Source organism: Entomomonas sp. E2T0 (assembly GCF_025985425.1).
GTDB lineage: Bacteria > Pseudomonadota > Gammaproteobacteria > Pseudomonadales > Pseudomonadaceae > Entomomonas.
On sequence record NZ_CP094972.1, the window covers coordinates 332,918 to 354,213 of the forward strand.

General features: G+C 34.8%; 19 protein-coding genes and 2 tRNA genes. 12 read left to right on the forward strand and 9 right to left on the reverse strand.

The annotated features are described in order from the left end of the window. Positions 1 to 117 precede the first annotated feature (117 nt). The 4 genes from MTZ49_RS01705 to MTZ49_RS01720 all read right to left on the reverse strand — a co-directional run bounded on the left by MTZ49_RS01705 (position 118) and on the right by MTZ49_RS01720 (position 4,306). Positions 118 to 2,328, reverse strand: a complete 2,211-nt coding sequence (locus tag MTZ49_RS01705; RefSeq protein ID WP_264746696.1) for a LamG-like jellyroll fold domain-containing protein — start codon at positions 2,326 to 2,328, stop codon at positions 118 to 120. A 132-nt stretch (positions 2,329 to 2,460) separates the two neighbouring features. Then, positions 2,461 to 2,793, reverse strand: coding sequence for a phage holin, lambda family (locus MTZ49_RS01710; RefSeq protein ID WP_264746697.1), 333 nt, complete (start codon positions 2,791 to 2,793; stop codon positions 2,461 to 2,463). Positions 2,794 to 2,839: 46 nt separating this feature from the next. After that, on the reverse strand, positions 2,840 to 3,424 hold the full coding sequence (locus tag MTZ49_RS01715) for a hypothetical protein (RefSeq protein WP_264746698.1): 585 nt from the start codon (positions 3,422 to 3,424) through the stop codon (positions 2,840 to 2,842). 81 nt (positions 3,425 to 3,505) lie between these two features. Beyond that, positions 3,506 to 4,306 carry a hypothetical protein gene (locus MTZ49_RS01720; RefSeq protein ID WP_264746699.1) on the reverse strand — a complete coding sequence of 267 codons (801 nt, stop codon included), beginning with the start codon at positions 4,304 to 4,306 and terminating at the stop codon, positions 3,506 to 3,508. A 91-nt stretch (positions 4,307 to 4,397) separates the two neighbouring features. On the opposite strand from MTZ49_RS01720, the gene glsA reads away from it, so the two are divergent. Continuing rightward, the gene (gene glsA, locus MTZ49_RS01725; RefSeq protein WP_264746700.1) at positions 4,398 to 5,432 is read left to right on the forward strand and encodes a glutaminase A; all 1,035 of its coding nucleotides are present in this window, start codon (positions 4,398 to 4,400) and stop codon (positions 5,430 to 5,432) included. A gap of 57 nt (positions 5,433 to 5,489) precedes the next feature. On the opposite strand, the gene MTZ49_RS01730 is transcribed toward glsA, so the two are convergent. The 3 genes from MTZ49_RS01730 to MTZ49_RS01740 all read right to left on the reverse strand — a co-directional run bounded on the left by MTZ49_RS01730 (position 5,490) and on the right by MTZ49_RS01740 (position 7,925). Further along, positions 5,490 to 6,425 carry a phosphatidate cytidylyltransferase gene (locus tag MTZ49_RS01730; RefSeq protein WP_264746701.1) on the reverse strand — a complete coding sequence of 312 codons (936 nt, stop codon included), beginning with the start codon at positions 6,423 to 6,425 and terminating at the stop codon, positions 5,490 to 5,492. 4 nt (positions 6,426 to 6,429) lie between these two features. Further along, entirely contained in the window at positions 6,430 to 7,044 is a 615-nt protein-coding gene (locus MTZ49_RS01735) for a lysophospholipid acyltransferase family protein (protein WP_264746702.1), read from the reverse strand. Between the two features lie 269 nt (positions 7,045 to 7,313). Beyond that, the gene (locus MTZ49_RS01740) at positions 7,314 to 7,925 is read right to left on the reverse strand and encodes a CDP-alcohol phosphatidyltransferase family protein (RefSeq protein WP_264746703.1); all 612 of its coding nucleotides are present in this window, start codon (positions 7,923 to 7,925) and stop codon (positions 7,314 to 7,316) included. A gap of 358 nt (positions 7,926 to 8,283) precedes the next feature. Here MTZ49_RS01740 and MTZ49_RS01745 point away from each other — a divergent pair, with 358 nt between their 5' ends. After that, positions 8,284 to 9,690 carry a sodium:solute symporter gene (locus tag MTZ49_RS01745; RefSeq protein WP_264746704.1) on the forward strand — a complete coding sequence of 469 codons (1,407 nt, stop codon included), beginning with the start codon at positions 8,284 to 8,286 and terminating at the stop codon, positions 9,688 to 9,690. Positions 9,691 to 9,731: 41 nt separating this feature from the next. Here the strand turns inward: MTZ49_RS01745 and MTZ49_RS01750 are convergent, their stop codons facing one another. Further along, entirely contained in the window at positions 9,732 to 10,634 is a 903-nt protein-coding gene (locus tag MTZ49_RS01750; protein WP_264747807.1) for a LysR family transcriptional regulator, read from the reverse strand. Between the two features lie 142 nt (positions 10,635 to 10,776). Here MTZ49_RS01750 and speB point away from each other — a divergent pair, with 142 nt between their 5' ends. From speB to tusA, 7 genes are all read left to right on the forward strand, one after another. Continuing rightward, complete coding sequence (gene speB / locus MTZ49_RS01755; RefSeq protein WP_264746705.1) at positions 10,777 to 11,727, forward strand: agmatinase; 951 nt, start codon at positions 10,777 to 10,779, stop codon at positions 11,725 to 11,727. A gap of 166 nt (positions 11,728 to 11,893) precedes the next feature. After that, complete coding sequence (locus tag MTZ49_RS01760) at positions 11,894 to 12,334, forward strand: surface-adhesin E family protein (protein ID WP_264746706.1); 441 nt, start codon at positions 11,894 to 11,896, stop codon at positions 12,332 to 12,334. A gap of 263 nt (positions 12,335 to 12,597) precedes the next feature. Beyond that, the gene (locus tag MTZ49_RS01765) at positions 12,598 to 14,916 is read left to right on the forward strand and encodes a DUF3141 domain-containing protein (protein ID WP_264746707.1); all 2,319 of its coding nucleotides are present in this window, start codon (positions 12,598 to 12,600) and stop codon (positions 14,914 to 14,916) included. Positions 14,917 to 14,983: 67 nt separating this feature from the next. After that, positions 14,984 to 15,622, forward strand: coding sequence for a glutathione S-transferase family protein (locus MTZ49_RS01770; RefSeq protein WP_264746708.1), 639 nt, complete (start codon positions 14,984 to 14,986; stop codon positions 15,620 to 15,622). A gap of 121 nt (positions 15,623 to 15,743) precedes the next feature. Beyond that, positions 15,744 to 16,640, forward strand: a complete 897-nt coding sequence (locus tag MTZ49_RS01775) for an NAD(P)-dependent oxidoreductase (protein ID WP_264746709.1) — start codon at positions 15,744 to 15,746, stop codon at positions 16,638 to 16,640. Between the two features lie 92 nt (positions 16,641 to 16,732). Then, complete coding sequence (gene rlmM, locus MTZ49_RS01780; RefSeq protein ID WP_264747808.1) at positions 16,733 to 17,785, forward strand: 23S rRNA (cytidine(2498)-2'-O)-methyltransferase RlmM; 1,053 nt, start codon at positions 16,733 to 16,735, stop codon at positions 17,783 to 17,785. 9 nt (positions 17,786 to 17,794) lie between these two features. After that, on the forward strand, positions 17,795 to 18,046 hold the full coding sequence (gene tusA / locus MTZ49_RS01785) for a sulfurtransferase TusA (protein ID WP_264746710.1): 252 nt from the start codon (positions 17,795 to 17,797) through the stop codon (positions 18,044 to 18,046). Here tusA and MTZ49_RS01790 read toward each other — a convergent pair. Next, positions 18,043 to 19,425, reverse strand: a complete 1,383-nt coding sequence (locus MTZ49_RS01790; RefSeq protein WP_264746711.1) for an MATE family efflux transporter — start codon at positions 19,423 to 19,425, stop codon at positions 18,043 to 18,045. The genes tusA and MTZ49_RS01790 overlap by 4 nt on opposite strands. A 189-nt stretch (positions 19,426 to 19,614) precedes the next feature. On the opposite strand from MTZ49_RS01790, the gene MTZ49_RS01795 reads away from it, so the two are divergent. The 3 genes from MTZ49_RS01795 to MTZ49_RS01805 all read left to right on the forward strand — a co-directional run bounded on the left by MTZ49_RS01795 (position 19,615) and on the right by MTZ49_RS01805 (position 21,258). Continuing rightward, positions 19,615 to 19,689, forward strand: a tRNA-Glu gene (locus MTZ49_RS01795). Between the two features lie 6 nt (positions 19,690 to 19,695). Then, positions 19,696 to 19,771 (forward strand) — tRNA-Gly (locus MTZ49_RS01800). Positions 19,772 to 20,010: 239 nt separating this feature from the next. Next, complete coding sequence (locus tag MTZ49_RS01805; RefSeq protein ID WP_264746712.1) at positions 20,011 to 21,258, forward strand: tyrosine-type recombinase/integrase; 1,248 nt, start codon at positions 20,011 to 20,013, stop codon at positions 21,256 to 21,258. Positions 21,259 to 21,296: the final 38 nt, after the last annotated feature.

A 21,296-nucleotide genomic window follows, 5' to 3' on the forward strand; every position in this document is an offset into this window, starting at 1 on the left:
GTAGTTCCTTTGACTATTTAAAAGACAAAAGCACCCCTTAGTGCATAATTTTTATATCATGCTCTTGATACTTTTTGTCTTATTTAAAAAATTAAAATTTAGTTATTAAATTAATGTTTACTCCGTAGGACTACCATTAAAAAGGTAGGGCTCGTGACTTGGAGTAAAGTTTTTTGTATATAAGGCTTTTTTAGTAACACGTAATTGATCAATCTTACCTTTGTAATTATATTGATATTCTCGCTCACTAGCACTTGCTCCAATAGCAACAATTACTTTTTCATCTAATAGATAATTATTTTTATCTGTTTGATAATTTAATAATTGACCATCAATAAATATTCTTAAAACTCCATTTTCTCTACTATAGGCAATATGGTGCCATTGATTATCCAATATTTTTTTACTGGCTCTAAAATAAACCATTTCATTAGTACCATGATTGTAACCTTGCCAATAGACATATCCTTGAGTAGTGATATAAGTTGAAAATGAGGATCCATTTCCTTGCCTAAAAGTACCATCTAATAAAGTAGCAGAATAATCCGTTTTAGCCTCTGGTTTTACCCACATTTCAATAGTAAAATCCTCTCGACCAAAGTCAAACACGCCATTATTATTGGTTGTTAGGTAAGCATTTCCATCAAGGTATAGGGTATTATTTGCAATAGCTTCGTCATCTTGTACTATTTGTGGATTATTTACTGGCGTCCATATATTACCTGCTGCATCAGAAAAATTATCAAACTGCAATAATGCAACATCATAGCCTTGTCCTATATGACTGAAATCTTTAAAGCCATCAGTAAATTCAACTAATCTTCCATCTTCATCATATTGGTAGGCTTGTTTTTGTCCATTGTGATTAACTTCTACAGGTAATGGTAATATATCATGCCACTTCGTATAAACGGTATAATTCAAACCTGAACCGACAAGTTTACGCTCTGTTTCAAAGCCACGATCATTATATTTATAAGATGTAGTAGCACCATTTTCATCAGTTTTACTGGTTAATAATCCTTGATAGTCATAATAATACGCTGAATTACTTGCAACACAAGAATTCATAGCAATCCCTTCCACCTTTGTTATTTTTCTCTTATTTAAAAAATTGCCAAAGTGATAGATAGTTTGCTTACCTAAAGGGTTAGTTACTTGAGTACGATTACTATCTAAAAATTCCAATTGATATTTATTAGCACCTCCTATATTTTCACTGCTAATAGCTTGCCCTTTATCATTATACATCCATGTAACATAACGTATATTACGCTCATCAGTAATACCTGTTAAAGCATTAGGAAATTGTGTATTTTCATAGTGATACTTCTTGGTTTTAGCATTCTTTACTCTAGAAACTAAACGATTTTGAGTATCATAACTAAAAGTTACTGATAAACCTACATTACTTGCCACTTTGGTAATTAAACCTTTAGTGTTATAGGTTAAAGTCAGTGTTCTAGCAGTATTGTCTTCTAATAAAGTTATCAACTGACCTATCGTATTATAAGTAAAGTTGATAGTTGGATAACCATTCTTACTATAGTTAATCAATTGCCCTTGATTATTGTAAATTTCAACATTGCCATTTGCTGTTATTACTTTCCAACCATTGTTATTAGGTAGAGAAGTTAAACTTAAATTAGTACCAACCGTTCCTTCCCATGCGCCATTTTCTTTAGGTGTAAAGATATAGCCTGAACCATCATCTCTATAAAGCTTAACTTGATTTTTATAGGTTAGCTTCTGAATATACATACGCCAATTAAACTGCCAACCTAAACCTACATTACTAACATTTCTTCTACTACTCCAATAGTTTCTTTTGAAAGATAATGCTGAACCATTAATACTTAAATCTTCCTCAAACTCTACTTTTTGCCCAGTTGCTATTAGTATAGGGTTACCTACAAACTCACACATATCGGGCTCAGGATTACAATGCCCTGTATTATCATTTCTTCCATTTGGACAGTCATCTGATTGTGGTTCACCTGCAACTCCAGGAGCAGGCACTTGCTTATCTGTATTCTCACAACTACCTAGATCACTATTATATTGTGTTCCTGTTGGACAACTATCTCCCCAACGAACAAAACATGGTCCCTTACTAGAACCATAACAAACACCCCAACAACCATACCAACCACCAGGGCCAGTTATTGGATAACTGGGCGTTCCTCCAGCATCTGCACAAAGCTCATCTGGTGAGCTATAATTTGGACCTGAATTAAGCCAGCTCCACGAATAACTTGTTGCACTAATATTGATATTAACGAACATCAACATTACTAGTAATGAAAATAAATATCTTTTAATTTTCATATAATTTATTCCTACTAAATAATTAAATTTTCTTTTAGTTAAAAACTATTTTTATTTAAAAAATTTCTAACAACCATAAAAAAACGCCTAATAGGCGTCTATCATCAATAAGTAAGCCTCAAAATAATTACACTATTTATCTTTCTCCTCCTTATCCATTTTTCGATTAATAATCTTTAAAAGTTTATCTCTCAATGTTGTTACACCTACAAATCCTATAGCGCCACCAATAGTCACAGTTGCACTTGTAGGAAGGCTTAACATTTCCACAATACTACTAACACAAAGTGCTAATGAGCCACAAAGTAAGGCTTCTAATATTACGCTGATCATTTTTGTTTCTTGATCATCATAAAGTACTCTTAAAGCTGCAATAATTGTGGCAAGAATTGAGCCTTGCCATATAGGACTTGTAGTAATTGAAATATATAAATTTTGCCAAAAACTTGGGTCTTTATCAGGCATTTTTTACTCCATAAATAATTAGATAATGATATTTTTTAGAAAGAACTTAATTTGTTTCTTTAAACTGTTTTATTAAGCTGCTAATTGGTATGAGTGCTTGTTTATCTAACTCATTACAGATAAAAAGCATGTTGTTATAAAGTGGTTGCCAAACTTTTTTCCAGTCTGAATATTGCAATTCAACTTGGTAATTATCTTTGATAAATTTAATAATTTTTTGTGGTTTTTTTAAATAATCCTTTTTATTAACCACTAAAGTTTGGTAACTTTTCAAAGCAGCTCTTACTAACCAATAAGCTTTTTGTTGATTTTCTTTATTAAGATGGCTTTGAGCAATTTGTTTAGCCAAAATACTCCACACTAACTCATGCGCCACATCTAAATCATATGCAGTTGCTATTGGTGAATAGAGGTAATGACCAAAACACTGTAAAGGAATTGGTAATACATCTATGCAATGCTGTACCTTACCTGCCAACCATTGATGAATTATTTGATAAGTATTATGATGTTTTAAAGGCCGCTCTACTACAATCCCTAATTGTAATGAATCTAAACCAAATGATGTTGTGGATTTTATATTGGGATAATAAGCATCATGCCATGCTTGTCTGCTGTTAATTAATCTCATCTTCTTTACTCATAACTACGCTAATGATAGAAGATTACAGAGATTTCCTATGAAAGTATTTTTGCCATAGCAAGAATAAATTTATTGATATTCTGTAGTAAATAATTTTCTAGCTGGCTGCTTTAATTTTTGGTATTTACTGTAAGCTTTGGCTACATTTTCATGAATCTGTTGCTTTGATAGATTATTAACATAGCCATCCACTAAAGCATAAACTACATATCCTTCAGGCGCCATATAGTGTGTAGTTAGAATTACTGGAGATATGCCTGTTTCCTCAAGAGGCTTAGAAAAATATTGTTGGCTTTTGCAGGCAAACACAGCCGCTGTTCTATCACTTTGCAGTTTTCTTTGTTGTTGTGATATAACAGGAGAACTGGGTGGATAAAATATACTAGATAATGACCAATCCATTAAACCATTATGTCCTACATAAATAACTAGATTTGCTTTACCTCCAACCACTATTTTTTTATTATTTATAGTTATAGTCAAGTCGTTCAAACCAGCACTGTAATTTAAAAAATCCTGTATAGTATTTCTAATATATTGGCCATCATACGCATCTGCTACTAAATAAATATCTTTTTGCTTATTTTTATAAATTAATCGCTCCAAAATAATTGATTGATTATTTTTCTCACTACTAATCAATTGCCAATCTTTTTGTTTATTAAAATAAGTTTTCAGACCAAAACCCGCTCCCCAATAAAGATTATTACGAGGATCTTGTCCATTGCCAATAGCAGTAGGAACAGGGACAATACCTTGATATTTATTATCACATAATGCAACTAAAACATGAATAACTTTAGTTTCTGCATAAGTATTTGTTACACTAATACAACTGAATACTAGAAATGCGATAAAGTGTTTTAACATATAAGACTCTTTAAGTTTTGTAAAACTTCATTGATTGTATTGTACCCAAACAAAAACACTAAAATCACCTTATTTAATATAGAGAATTTTTATGTCTATCAAATTTTTTAAAGGAATATGCTACACCCTTCTAATCACTAGTAATCTAGCTATTACATCTATTGGCTATGCACGCGTTTCGGAAACTTCTATCCATACAGCAGCACAAATTGCTTATAGTCGTGCTCAGCAAAATAATGAAGGTAAAAATGCTGACTATATTCCAGCTTTAGCTAAAGTTGATCCAAAATTATTAGGTGTTAGTATAGTAACTGCCGATGGTACTGCTATTAATATAGGAGATTATAAAACACCTTTTGCCATTGAATCTATTTCAAAAGTTTTTACACTTGCCTTAGCTATGAAAGATCATAATGCTAAAGAAGTGTTTGATAAAATTGGTACCAATCCAACAGGATTACCTTTTAACTCTGTACTAGCTATTGAGCAAAACCAAACAGGTAAAGCAGCTATGAATCCTTTAGTCAATGCAGGAGCTATAGCTACTACTAGTTTAGTGAAAGGAAATAATGCTGAAGAAAAATATAAACGTATTGTTGATATTATGTCCGATTTCGCAGGCCATAGACTATCTTTAAATAAAGAGGTTTATGAATCAGAAGCTGCTACTAATCAACACAACCAAGCTATCGCAGTATTACTTCAATCATATGACAGACTCTATGATGATCCTTTCACCACCACAGATGTTTATACAAAAGCGTGTTCAATTAATATAACAGCTCGTGATCTTGCAGTAATGGGTTCTGTGTTAGCCAATAATGGTATAAACCCTATTACTAAAAAACGTTTATTAACTGAAGAAGAAGTAGCTCATATTTTAGCTATTATGACAATGAATGGATTATATGAGACCAGTGGTGATTGGTTATATTGGACAGGATTACCAGGTAAAAGTGGTGTTGGAGGTGGCATATTAGCTATTGCTCCTGGCAGAATGGCAATTGCTGTATTTTCTCCCCCTTTAGATGAAGCAGGTAATAGTGTACGCGGCCAACAAATTGTAAGAGATATAACCAGATCCCTAAATCTCAATATGTTTAATCAAGCTCCACCACAATACTAAAAACTAACAAAAAAGGCTGTAATGATACAGCCTTTTCTATATTTATATTAAAACTACTTATCCCCACCAATAACGAACCACATGGAAAAAAATAGGTGCTGCAAAACAAACAGAGTCTAACCTATCTAACATGCCTCCATGCCCTTCAATCATATGCCCCCAGTCTTTAATACCTTGGTCTCGTTTAATAGAAGACATCACTAATCCTCCCATAAAGCCAAGTAAAGTAATCATTAACGAAATCATCCCAGCCTGCAAGAAACTAAAGGGGGTAATCCACCATAAGCATGCACCGATCAAAGAAGCCGAAACAATTCCACCTAAAAATCCTTCTACCGTTTTAGAGGGTGATAAAGTAGGTGCTATTTTTCGTTTACCAAATAACTTACCAAATACATATTGCAATACATCAGATATTTGAACCACTATTACTAAGAAAGCGATTAATAATAAGTTACGGTTTTCATAGCCTTGAATATCTAAAGTTAATAAAGCAGGTACACAAGATATACAGTACACTGTAATCATTAGTCCCCACTGCACCTTTGCTGTTCTTTCTAAAAAGTTTTTAGTACTACCCTTAATAGAAGCCAATACAGGTAATAATAAAAACACATACACAGGAATAAAAATACTGAACATACCGTACCAGTTTATAGCAACAAAAATATACTGCACTGGTAAGGCAATATAAAATGCAAACAGCAAGGCATAATAATCATCAGAAGTGGTAGGTGTTATGGTAATAAACTCTCTTAAAGCAAAGCCAGATATTAAAAAGAATAAAATAATAACTGCTGTATTCCCCAACCAAAAAGTACAACCTATTACTAAAACCATTACCCACCAAGCATTAATACGGGCATTAAGGTTTTCAATAACAGGGTTATTACCTTTCACTAGCTTTAAAGCAAAACCAACCACAGAGGCAAAAACTAAAATACCACCAATTCCACAAAATAAGAGTAAAGTATCTTTATCATAACTAATCATCTATTTACTCTCCTTTACCCAAAGAAATTAATGTTGCTCTTGCTCTCTCTAAAAATTCCTGACGTGTTTCATTTTCTTCAACTTGAATAGGTTCACCAATAGTTAATGAACAAAGTACTGGTAACGGTATTAAATGACCTTTTGGCATTACTCTTTTTAAATTATCTAGCCAAACAGGTACTATTTCTACATCAGGATAAGCTACTGCTAAATTATAAACTCCGCTTTTAAAAGGCAATAACTCCTCTTCTTTATTACGTGTTCCTTCTGGAAAAAGAATAAGTGAATCGCCTTCTGCTAAAGCTTTTAGCATGGGTTCTAATGGATTGCTGTCTTCTTTACGAATACGGTCTACTAACACCCCTCTGAACATTTTATGAATCATAAAACGGTGTAGTTTAGTTTTTGACCAATAATCAGCTGCTGCTACAGGTCTTGTTTTATTGCGTAATTTTGGGGGAAGTGCAGCCCAAATTAATACAAAATCAGCATGACTTGTATGATTAGCATAATAAATGCGTTGCTTTGGCTCAGGATTACACCCTTTCCAGACACAACGAGCCCCTGTTAAGGCTTTTGCAAACCCTATTAGTAATTTGGAACACACCTTTGCCAACATACCCGAAACACCTCTGAATAATTACTTTAAGGCTGTTAATAACCTACTTCACATTACTATATAATTAAAATTAGTCTACTTTCCATTCAAGTTATTAATTATAACCCTTTCATTGACATCATCATTAGAAAAATAACTGGCATTAAACAACGAATAGCTTGCTACCTTTTACTAATTAAAATTACTAGTGCAGTATCTTTAGAAGCATTTACTATGGCTGACCAAGGACAATAAAAGAATTCCAAAGTATCATGGCTAGTAAATTTTTTTTAATTGTTAGAAACCTCATTTAATCCTTGTCTAATACGATTTACCAACGTATAAACTAATAATCCTGCAATAATCCATAGCAATGGATTAATCCATGTTAATGGTAACCAACCGATAGCAATGCCTGCACTAATGACACCAAAAGCCAATGCCCGATCACTTTTTCCCATAGGTCCATCATAACGACGTGAGGCGCCAATTAAAGGCCCCATCACTCCAGCATATTCCGTTAACAAGGAAAGAATAACAACCAATACAACTAACATAGGGTTAACACCACTAACAAAAACAAATACTAAAAATAAAGCACTATCTGCAATCACATCCGTTAATTCATTAAAATAAGCACCTAAGTTAGATTTTTGCCCGAACTCTCTGGCTAACATACCATCAATAGCGTTAAGTGCCATCCGCACAAACATCCAAAGAGGAATTAACCAAAACACCCATAAATGAGAACTCGCTAATACAACTAGTAATGCAACCAATAATGAGCCTATACAAGCAGCAATAGTCACCTGATTAGCTGTCACCTTTGCATCAAATAATTTTTGTACTAACGGTCTGAGTAATGCTTGAAACTTAGGTTTAAGCTGATAGACAGATATCATGCTTTTACATCCTTATTTATATTAAAAATTAACAATTATTTTAACTAACACAATAACTCAAATTTTTATTGTCGACTACTTACATTATTTAAAACTTAATAAATACTTCATATTTTTTTGTAGTAAGTATTTACTTATTATTATTTTTCATTAAGTAACAGATAGGTAAACTCAAATATACCTATAAAAATAAGGTATTACTTTTATATTCTGCCTAATATTTCTCAAAGAAAGGTTATAATTAATTACTGAGATGATTATAAAAACTCCATTAATTTAATAATGAATAGTTAACAACTATAATAATCTCTAATTAGCAACCTCTTTGACATAATAATTAACTTATAAGAGGCTTTTCATGGTTGTAGATTTTATTATTGTTGTAATTTATGCGCTGTGCATGTTATTCCTAGGTTACATTGGCCTCAAACACACCAAAAATAATGAAGAGTTTTTAGTGGCTGGTCGTAATTTAGGGCCTAGTTTTTACATGGGAACTATGGCAGCTACTGTCTTAGGAGGAGCCTCCACAGTAGGTACTGTTAAACTTGGCTATACTTATGGAATATCTGGTGTCTGGCTTTGTACAGCACTAGGCATTGGTATTATAGTGATTAACGTCCTATTAGCTAAGCCCCTTCTAAAACTACGTATTTTTACTGTTACTCAAGTATTAGAAAAACGTTATAACCCTGTTGTTAGAAAAATTAGCGCCATCATTATGCTTGCCTATGCACTTATGTTAGCAGTAACTTCTGTTATCGCTATGTGCAAAATTCTAGAACCACTATTTGGTTTAAACCACTGGATGGCTGTTTTAATTGGCGGAGGTGTTGTAGTTACTTATTCAGCTATTGGTGGCATGTGGTCACTGACACTAACAGATATTGTACAATTCTTAATTAAAACTATTGGCTTAATGTTTATTTTACTACCTATTTGTCTTTACCAAGCGGGTGGGTGGTCGGCATTAGCTGAAAAGTTACCAGCAAGTAGTTTTGATTTTACAACCATTGGTATATCAACCATTATCACCTACTTCCTGATCTATTTCTTTGGTATCTTAATTGGTCAAGATATTTGGCAACGTGTTTTTACTGCTCGCAGTATAAAAGTAGCTAAATATGCAGGAACCGCTGCGGGTATTTACTGTGTTATCTATGGCTTGATCTGTGCAGTTATTGGTATGTGTGCAAGAATTATTGTTCCTGATCTAGCTGATGCCAATAATGCTTTTGGTTATGTGTTAGAGTCTGCACTGCCTATGGGCATTCGTGGTCTTATTATTGCAGCCACTTTAGCCGCTATGATGTCTACGGCTAGCGCTGCTTTACTTGCCTCATCTACGGTATTCACAGAAGACTTACTACCCAGTTTAACTCACCATAAAACTAGCGTTACATTAAATCGCATTGCTACTTTTATATTTGGTGTTTTAATTCTAGGTATATCTATGGTTGTAAATGATGTAATTAGTGCATTGACCCTAGCCTATAATCTACTGGTAGGTGGCATGTTAATCCCATTAATCGGTGCTGTTTATTGGAAACGAGCATCAACATTTGGTGCAATGTTAAGTATGGCTCTTGGCTTTATTACTGTTATTATCTTTATCATTAAAGATGGTCTAGATGCCAATAGCCCCATTTACTATAGCTTAACTATTGGCCTACTAAGTTTCATCATTGGCAGTTATATGACTAAAACAAGTACTGTTGCTCTTTTTCAACAAGAACAAATGAACACAAAAAAAGACATTATTTAATTTTAATATAGAAAAGGCATAGAGCGCTCTATGCCTTTTTATTAAACTTCTAAAGATGCTCCATAATGTTCAGCCAATAACTTACGGAAAGCGCGTATAACCGGCTCATGCAAACCACTACGTTTAACAACTAATGAAAATGGCGCTTTATATCCATAAGATTCTGGATCTAACATTCTAAGCCTTTTATTATCTACCCATGACTGTGCATAATGCTCTGGTAAATAACCAATATAAGCACCTGACAAAATAAGTATTAATTGAGGCTCCATACTATCAATTGTTGCAGCACTGCTTTTAAAACCCTGCCTAGCTAACTCAGCATCACTCCAATAGCTTCTATTTACTACACGCTGATTAGCAATAGTTTCTTTTGATATCTCTTCTTGTACATATAATGGATGCAAATCACTACAATAAAGACGCTGTTGCTCTTCATATAGCGGCTGAAACCATAGACCATTCATTTTATTTGGGAAAGCGCCTATCCCCACATCTAACTGTCCTTCTAAAATAGCCATTTGCATTTCATAAGGACGCTGTATTTGTAAGGTAAGATGCACATTAGCATATTCTTTATTAAATGCTGCAATTATATCTGGTAGTGGGAATTGTGCATTAGTTACCATAGCATCCAACAAACCAATCCTAAGGCTACCTATTAATTCCCCTTTTAAATTTGATAAGTAATTCCCTAAACTATCTACTTCTCCCAATAAATGCAGCGCTTTTTGATAGAATAAAGCACCTTTACTGGTTAATCTAAAACCACCACGGCCACGATGGCACAACAGCATACCTAGTTCTGTTTCTAACTGTGTCATATAATTACTAATCGCTGAAGTAGACAAGTTAAGCTCTTGTTGGGCTGGTGCAAACCCTTGACAACGCACAACAGTTACAAATATATTCAATAACTTCAAACTAGGTACTTTCATAACAATCACTCTTATATTCGTTTTAATAAAACTATAATACAATAAACTTCATAAATTACTGAACTATTTATTTACTAAACACCATTTTTTATATTATAAAAATTACCCACAATATAACAAATATAAAAATAACGGATGAGGTTAATAGATGAACAAAACATTACATCAACCCTTAGGTGGTAATGAAATGCCACGTTTTGGTGGTATTGCAACAATGATGCGTCTTCCCCATATTACAGATTTAAAGGGCTTAGACGTTGGTTTTATTGGCATACCTTTAGATATAGGTACATCATTACGCAGTGGCACAAGATTTGGGCCTAGAGAGATCCGTTGCCAGTCAGTTATGATTCGCCCTTACAATATGGCAACTGGCGCTGCTCCTTTTGACTCACTATCAATAGCTGATATTGGTGATGTAGCCATTAATACATTTAACCTACTTGATGCTGTTAAAATTATTGAAGAACATTACGACAATGTTCTAAAACATAATATTATTCCCCTAACATTAGGTGGCGATCATACACTCACACTACCTATTCTGAGGGCAATGCATAAAAAACATGGCAAAGTTGGTTTAATCCATGTCGATGCTCACGCAGATGTTAATGACAACATGTTTGGTGAAAAAATAGCTCATGGCACTACTTTCCGACGCGCTCAAGAAGAAGGCTTATTAGATAGTAAACGTGTTGTACAAATAGGCTTACGGGCTCAAGGCTATGAAGCAGATGATTTTGACTGGAGTCGTAAACAAGGATTCAGAGTTGTACAAGCAGAAGAATGTTGGCACAAATCGTTAGCACCATTAATGGCAGAAGTGAGAGAACAAGTACAAGGAGGACCTGTTTATTTATCATTTGATATTGATGGCATAGATCCAGCTTGGGCTCCCGGCACTGGAACGCCAGAAGTAGGAGGCTTAACCACTATTCAAGCACTAGAAATTATTCGTGGTTGCAAAGGACTTGATTTAATCGGTGGAGACTTAGTAGAAGTATCCCCTCCTTATGACACAACAGGTAATACTGCCCTACTAGGTGCTAATTTACTCTATGAAATGCTTTGTGTACTACCAGGTGTAAAAACCAAATAGTAAAGAATAAAAAGGCTTATTCAAAATAAGCCTTTTTATTATCTATAATCCCATATTTTTCTAGTAAAATCGTCAATTGTGCTGTTAGTCACGTTTTCTACTGTTAAAAACAGTTAACTTATAATAAAGTAATCACCTAAATAAAATATCAGGAAAATACTATTTTATGAATAAGGTACTTATTACACTACTAATGATCACAGCTTCATCATTAGCACTTGCAGAAAATGAGAACTGGATAGAAACACAAAAAGAATCTCATATCTTTATCAACAAAGACAGCATTACCACTGATAAAGAAAATCCTAATCTTAAAACAGTTACGATATCCGTTAATATTCCATCCATGCAGGATAGAAAAGCTAACCCTACAAAAACCAAACTAACTAATCCTTATCCATTATCTTACCTCACAAAATTCACTATCAATTGCCAAGATAAAACCGCAAAGATGGGCGAACAATACTTACACGAGAATTTTTTTGGTCAGGGAAAAGTGCTAGAACAAGCAAATGCTGATCCTCAAGCAGAATTTATTCCATTAGAAGGTCCAGATGCAAAACTGATATGGGAAGTGACTTGTACGCCAGCACAACCTGCCATCTAACCTTTACTAGCTTTAAGGGGCTCAAAGGCCCCTTTATATATCTTTGCTTAATATCATCTAGCAACTGATTTACTCACAAATAGTTATAATTATTTAATTGATAATAAAAACAATAAACATCACTATGAAAGAAATTGTGATGATCATAATTATCAACTGTTATTTAAAAAGTAACTTTTTAATACTTTTTGTAGTCCATATATACAATAAATCTTTGCGACAATCACTCTTACTAACAAATTCAAAGAGCATGGAGTTAAATAATGAAAAACGATATGCGTACAAAACCTTTTACTATTTCCCAAGTAGCTGCTGGCAAAATTACTACCTTACTGCAAAAACGCATTACAGACGCGGAACAAGCTTTTTCTAGTAGCGTACAATCAACCTATGAAAGAAATATACAACCTGTTATCAATACCAGTCTTTTTTATCAACCAATGCAACTTTGCCAAGCATGGCAAAACTATGTTATTGATTCTACAGAACGTAGTATTTTATTTTGGGACACATTAAGACAACGTGGTGACGATTACTTAAAATTAAAAGATGAAGGAAACCCTCCACTACTCCACTTTGATTATGAAATACTACTTGATGCTCGTAAATTTGCTAAACCTGTTAACTATGCACTAGCACGTATTCTTCCACCGACAGGCGTAACTATAGATAATAAAAAACGGCCTTATGTCATTATTGATCCACGTGCAGGTCAAGTACCAGGTATAGGTGGTTTTAAAGATGACTCTCAAGTAGGTGTTGCACTAAGAGCTGGACACCCTGTTTATTTTGTACTTTTCTTCCCTACTCCAGAACCTAACCAAACAATTTTGGATGTTACTGATGTAGAAGATATTTTTGTCAAAAAAGTGTGTGAACTTCACCCAGAAAGTTCAAAACCTATCATTATTGGTAACTGCCAAGGTGGCTGGGCAGTGATGATGCTTGCCGCAGCTAATCCTAAAGATGTAGGAGTATTATTGCTTAGTGGTTCACCTCTATCCTATTGGGGAGGTGCTTGGACTAGTGGTAAAGGCAACAACCCTATGCGTTATGCAGGTGGACTAATGGGTGGTAGCTGGATGTCCTCCTTAGCATCTGATCTTGGCAATGGTCATTTTGATGGTGCTTATCTTGTTCAAAACTTTGAAAATCTAAATCCTGCTAATACACTTTGGACTAAATACCGTGCGGTATACAATAAAATTGATACTGAGCCACCACGCTTTTTAGATTTTGAAAAATGGTGGGGATCACTATCCCTCATGAATGGCAAAGAGATGGATTGGATTGTTCAAAATTTATTTGTTGGTAATGAATTATGGACAGGAAAGATTCGAGCTAACGATGGTAGGCCATTAGATATTCGTAATGTACATTGCCCTATCGTTATCTTTGCATCTCTAGGTGACAACATTACTCCACCACAACAAGCTTTCAATTGGATAGCTGATATTTACTCATCAACTGATGAAATTAAAGCACGAGGTCAAGTCATTGTCGGTTTACTCCATGAAAGTATCGGCCATTTAGGTGTTTTTGTTTCTGGTAAAGTAGCTCGTAAAGAATATAAAGAACTCGTTCCTGTTCTTGATAACATTGAAGCACTAAACCCTGGTTTATATGGTATGAAAATTACTGAAAAACCAATTAAAAAAGGCCAAGATCCTGAATATGATGTATCCTTTGTAGAGTATCGCTTAGAAGATCTAGCTAAACAACTTAATAAATATGAACGTGCTGATGAACAACCCTTTAAAGCGGTTGAAGTTATTTCAGAATTCAATCAAAAAGCTTATGAACTATTCGCACAACCAATTATTCAAGCTTATGCAAGTGAGAATACAGCAGAATTAATTCGTGAAATGCATCCATCACGGGTAGAAAAATGGGCGGTTTCCAGTGGCTTTAATCCATTTATGAATATGCTGCAACCTATTGCAGCTAAAGTAAGAGCTAATAGACAACCCACAGATCGTTCTGATAATCCTTTTGCTATATTAGAAGAAGCTGTATCAGAAACAATTGAAACTAACTTAAATCTTTATCGAGATATTCGCGATACCATCACAGAGTCTTTATTCTTTTCAATATACACCTCACCTTTCGGTATATATTTGATTCAAAAAGATACTGAAAGTATCGAGCCTAAAGAACCTCAAAAGATTAAAAACCCTACCAAACAACCTGTTGTACAACAAGCACTATTGGACATCAATAAAGGTGGTCTAATCGCCGCAGTAGTAAGAACCATACTTCTTTTAGAAAAAGATGGTGAACATATTACCCTTGACTGTTTAGAAACTAAAAAAGAAAGTGTACAAAAATATCTACACCTGCTTGGTCCATTTGAAATAGATGATGTTCGCCAAATTAGAGGTAGAGAAGAATTACTCTGTTATTACTACCCAGAAAAATCATTACAAACCTTACCTAAACTACTTAGTAAACCGAAAGACAAAGAAACTTATGTAAAATTCTTTAGCCTGCTTGCAGAAGATGCAAAAGCTACTGTCAAAGGTAAACTATGTGCTCAGCAACAGCGCTTAGTAGAAAAAATCAAACATATTATTAATGTCTAATTGTTTAGACTTCTTGCTATATAACCAATATAGCAAGAAATCAATTATTAACAAGAGAGAAATATAAATGCTAACACCACATATCTTAGGCCCTGAATTTAGTAGCTTCTTACGTGCTGTTCGATTATATTGTGAGGAGTTAGGTATTAACTACACTTATGGCCTAGAAGTTAATAGAAAACATATTACTTTAGGCAGCGAAGAATTAAAACAATATCATCCTTTTAAAAAAGTACCTGTGCTGATCTACAATAATACAGCTATTTTTGAGACAACTACTATTTGTCGTTTCCTTGATATTATTTCTGCACCAAATAATTTAACCCCTAAAGATCCTTTAACAATAGCCCTAGTAGATGAGTGGGCTGGTGCCTTAAGCCTATATGTTGACAATATTCTCATTCGTCAGTACGTTCTAGAGTTTGCTTTTCCTAAGGGGCCAAATAAGAGTATTCGAGAGGAAATAATTAAAGAAATAACACCCAAAGTAATAGAAACTCTAATATTTTTAGATAAACACCTAGCCGACAAGCCATTTTTCTGTGGTATTTCCTACAGCATGGCGGATGCTATCCTTACTCCCATACTTGACTATGTAATACAAACCCCTAAAGCTACTGAACTATTTAATAATACAACAAATCTTATACCCTATTTAACAAGGATGAAAGAAAGGCCATCAGGCAAAACAGTTTTAAAAAAATAACTTTATTACTATAAAATAAAGTAAATTTTATTTTTACTATCGCCATTAACAAAATCTAATGTAACATGTCATAATGTTTATATTATTTTATTAATGGCTGCTAACAGATTAAACAGTTACTATGCGGATGCGATTACTTTTATTAGGTGGTGGTAATTTACTAGGACAATCTCTAATAGAACAGGGAGCGTTAGAAGGTGTTGAATTTCATACCCCTAAACCACCTAAAGAAGGCTGGAACCCAGATAACTTAGCTATACTTCTACAAGAAGTGCAACCTAATTGTATCATTAATTTAGCCTATTATTTTGATTGGTTCCAAACAAGAGAAGTAGATACAGCAAAACTTAGCTCACAAATAAACATCATAGAACATCTTGCTAAACTGTGTCATCAACAGTCTATTATTCTATTTCAACCTTCAAGTTACCGTGTTTTTGGTGGTACTCGTATTACAGCCTACAACGAAGAAGATGAACCACTACCTATTTCAGTATTAGGGCAAGCACTGTGGCAAATGGAACAAATAGTTGCAGAAGAATGCCCTAAACACGTACTTGTTCGTTTTGGTTGGCTACTAGATTATAGTGCTGATGGTAAAGTGGGAAGACTAATAAAACGTGCAGAAACACTTCCAGAAGTACAACTAGCAGATGATCGACGAGGTAATCCAACCCCTGTTGATGATGCCGCTCGTGTTATTTTAGGCATTTTACAACAGCTTGATTGTAAATTTGAACTGTGGGGGACTTATCATTATGGTGGAATGGAAGCAACCTCATCACTAGCTTGGGGACAAGTTGCCTTAGCTGAAGCACGCAACTATGATAAAAACCTAACAGAAAACATCATAGCTAAACCGCACACAGACTTTAATGATGCCACCGTAGAACCCCAATACTCAGTTCTTGCTTGTAAAAAAATTCTTCATACCTTTGGTATTAAACAACGTGCTTGGCGTGCTGCTATTCCTGAGCTATTTAAACTATTCTATAACCACTCACAAACAGATAAATAACAGTATAAGTTAACTGTAAACTATGTTATTGCAAGTTCTTAGTAAAAAACTGCTAAAATATAAAACGACATCATAAAAGAGTTTAAACAGTGATCAATACCCTTTTATTACATTGCCGTGCAGGCTTTGAAAGTGAAGTTTGTGCAGAAATTACCGATAAAGCCAATACTCTTGGAATTATTGGCTATGCCCGAGGCAAAACCAATAATGCTTATGCAGAATTTATCTGCCAAGACCCAGCCCAAGCAACACAACTTATCAACAAACTACCATTTAATGATCTTATTTTTCCTAGACAATGGTCCATTGGGCAATACATAGAACTTCCAGAAAGTGATCGAATTAGTACACTACTCAATACCTTAGAAAACTATCCAACATTTGGTAGTGTCTGGTTGGAAATGCTTGATACTAACGAAGGAAAAGCATTATCTAACTTCTGTCGTAAATTTGAAAAACCACTTATTAATCACCTAAAAAAATCAGGTAAATTAGAGGACGATCCCAATAAGCCTAGACTACTGCTTACCTTTTTTACAGGACAAAAAGTCTTTGTAGGATATGCCCTTCCTAATAACAGTGCCAAATGGCCTATGGGTATCCCTCGTTTAAAATTTCCACGTGAAGCACCAAGTCGATCCACATTAAAACTAGAAGAGGCTTGGCATCAATTTATTCCAAGCAAAGAATGGGATAGCAGATTAGCCCCTGCCATGAAAGCTGTAGATCTAGGAGCAGCACCAGGTGGTTGGACATGGCAACTGATAAAAAGACACATGTATGTAGCAGCCATTGATAACGGCCCAATGCAACAACAACTGATGGAAACAGGCCAAGTAGAACATATTCGTGCAGATGGCTTTACTTACCAACCACGCAAACCCGTAAACTGGATGGTTTGTGATATTGTTGAAAAACCAGCGCGCACAGCCGCAATGGTACAAACATGGTTAACTGAAGGTTGGTGCAAAGAAGCCATTGTTAATTTTAAATTGCCCATGAAGCAACGTTATCAAGAAGTCGTTAAACTAATTGAAAAAATGTATGATCATTTTATTAACCATCAAATAAAAGTTAAAATTACCTGCAAACAACTTTATCATGATAGAGAAGAAATCACCTGCCATTTACAACGACTCAATTAGGGCTACAAAATGACTCAAGATATATTACAACCAGATGACATATTAGACGCTACAGGGTTACTCTGCCCCGAACCTATCATGCTATTACACAATAAAATTAGAGATCTACCTGCTGGCGGTCTACTTAAAATAATTGCTACAGACCCATCAACACAAAGAGATATTCCTAAATTCTGCAATTTCTTAGAACACCAATTAATTGCACAAAATAACGATAAAACCACTTATTACTACTGGATACGTAAAAAAGCTAACAGTTAACTACTAGCGACTGCCAACTTTTTTAGTTGATTACGGCTTTGATACACAAAACGTGCACCCAACATTACTGAAGCAAATGTTAACCCAATAATCAAACTAATCCAAAATCCTGCTGGCCCACTTGGCTCACCCCAATAATTAGTTAACCCCAATGTATAACCTATAGGCATAGCAATAACCCAATAGGAAATCAGCGTAATCAACATAATGATTCCAGTATCCTGATAACCTCTTAAGGCACCTGCACAAGTCACTTGAATAGCATCTGGTAACTGATAAATAGCTGCAAAAATAATCAAATGACCAGCCAATAGTAATACAGCCTTGTCAGTTGTATAAAACCCTGCCACATACTCCTTAAAAATCCACATCAACACAGTTGACACACCAGAAAGTAAAAAAGCAACTAAAATGCCTGTATGTGCTGAAAATTTAGCTGCCATAGGCTCTTTACGTCCCACAGCCTGCCCAACTCGAACAGTAATAGCAATCGAAATAGATAAAGGCACCATAAACACTAATGATGAAAAATTCAGCGCTATCATATGCCCAGCAACAATATCATCACCTAATTTAGCAATCAACAACGCAATAATACTAAAAATACTGGCCTCTGTGAAAACAGCAATGCCAATAGGAACTCCAACTCGCAACAAATCACCCACTGCTTTCCAATTAGGCATATCAAAACGTTTAAAAATTTCACATTCTTTATAAGCAGGACCATAAGAAACCCACCATAAAAAACCAAAAAACATAAACCACATTACAGAAGCACTAGCTATTCCACAACCAGCACCACCCATTGCTGGAAAACCTAATTTACCAAATACTAAGACATAATTAACTGGAATATTTAAAATCAACCCAATAATGCCTAACACCATGCTAGGCCTAGGTCTACTAATACCATCACTTAAACAGCGAAATACCTGATAAAACGCAATAGCAGGCATACCACCCGCAATCCCATAAATAAACTTCATAGTAAGTGCTGCTGTGTCCTCTGACGCACCCATAATAAGTAACAAAGGATGAGCACTAACAAGCAATGCAATAACAACCACAACCACCATTGCTGCCATCCATAACGCTTGCCTCACTAATGGCCCTATTTCCTTGTTATTACGTGCACCAAATAGATTAGCAACCTTAGGTGTGGTTGCCAAAATAACACCTGTCATCAACAAATAAATAGGCACCCATATAGAGTTACCCAAAGCAATGGCTGCTAAATCGTGCTTACTAAAATGTCCAGCCATGACCGCATCAACAAACCCCATTGATGTATAAGCCAATTGGGCAATCAAAATAGGCAATGTTAACCCAAATAGTGCTTTTACCTCAGGAATAAACTGATTCTTTGACATAGCTTGCATATTTTCTACTAATAAATAAAAGGACATTACAGCTTACGAAACTTAAATAATAAGAACAAGCGCTTTTAAAAAATAATTTAAAATTCTACAAAATTAAAAATAATTTAATTTTTTTTCAATTTTTACTTGACGGCCTTCTAAAATCTTAATAGAATGCGCGCCACTTCTTTGATAGACGAAGTAGTAATTGTCCCCTTCGTCTAGTGGTTAGGACATCGCCCTTTCACGGCGGTAACAGGGGTTCGAGTCCCCTAGGGGACGCCAATTTAAGCGGAAATAGCTCAGTTGGTAGAGCATAACCTTGCCAAGGTTAGGGTCGCGAGTTCGAGTCTCGTTTTCCGCTCCATTTCTAAATTTATATATAGCCAAGTATCGCTATAACATCTTGAAATATATTGCTTTTATAGCTAATTTCACTTCTTATAAATCTACACAAATCTACCTCCAACTACGGTTTTTTTGTACATTATCCTGTACATCAGAATTTTATGTTTGTACATCAAATCTATGTTATCTTCGTTACAGTCATGGGCTTGTAAATCAAGGATTTTTAAGTTTTTACCATGATAATAAGGAGGATATCTAATGGCCTTAACAGATGCTGTTGTTCGTCAAGCAAAACCCAAACAGAAATCATACACACTAAAAGATTTTGACGGGCTTTATCTCTTTATTGCACCTAATAGCACAAAGAGTTGGCATTTTAGATACCAATTAAAAGGAAAAGGTGTACGTATCTCCCTTGGTACTTATCCAGAACTTGGCTTAAGAGATGCCAGAATACTAAGAGATGAAGCACGAACATTAGTTGCTAAAGGGATGGATCCACGTCAACATAAAAAAATTGTCCAAACTGTTGATTCTGATACTCAACAAGTCACCTTTGCTGTTTTTGCAGAGCATTGGAAAACATTCAAACTAAGAAAACTTGCTACAGGATATACAGGAGGAAGACAGAGTACGTTGGTACAAATAGAACGTTATATGCGAAAAGATTTGCTACCTGCTTTAGGCAAACTTCCATTAGAAAATATAACACGAGTAGATATACTTAAAGTACTTCGCTCAATTGAAAATAGAGGGGCTTTATCCATTGCTGAAAAATGTAGAGGATGGCTCAATGAACTGTTTCGTCATGCTATTGTAGAGGGGCTTATTAATCATAATCCAGCAGCCGATATGGACATTGTGGCATTACCACAAAAACCAACCCAACATAATCCCTATTTAAAAATGGATGAACTACCAGACTTTATAAAAACACTCAATAACTATCAAGGAGCACTACAAACCCAACTAGGAATAAAGTTATTATTACTCACAGGAGTGCGTACGGGTGAACTAAGGCAAGCCAATAAAGATCAATTTGATTTACAACAAGGACTATGGAAAATCCCTGCTGAACAGGTTAAACAACTCCAAAAAAAGGTAAGAACAGCTACCAATGAAATACCACCTTATATAATCCCATTACCAAGACAAGCGATAACCATTGTAGAACAACTAATTAGTTTAAGTTACCCGTGGCAAAAATACTTACTATGTCATCGCTCAGATCCAAGCCAGCCTATTAGTGAAAACACCCTAAACCAAGGATTAAGACGTATGGGATATAAAGACAAACTAACAGGTCATGGTATTAGAGCCACACTATCAACAGCACTTAATGAACTAGGTTATCCTAAAGAATGGATAGAAGCCCAGCTATCACATTCAGATAAAGACCAAATTAGAGCGACTTACAACCATGCTCAATACATAGAGCAACGCAGAAATATGATGCAAGAATGGGCTGATAAGTTAGATCAAATGATAGATCAACACGTTATATAATTTAAGAAGCCACTAGTGAATAAGGTTATTCATTATTG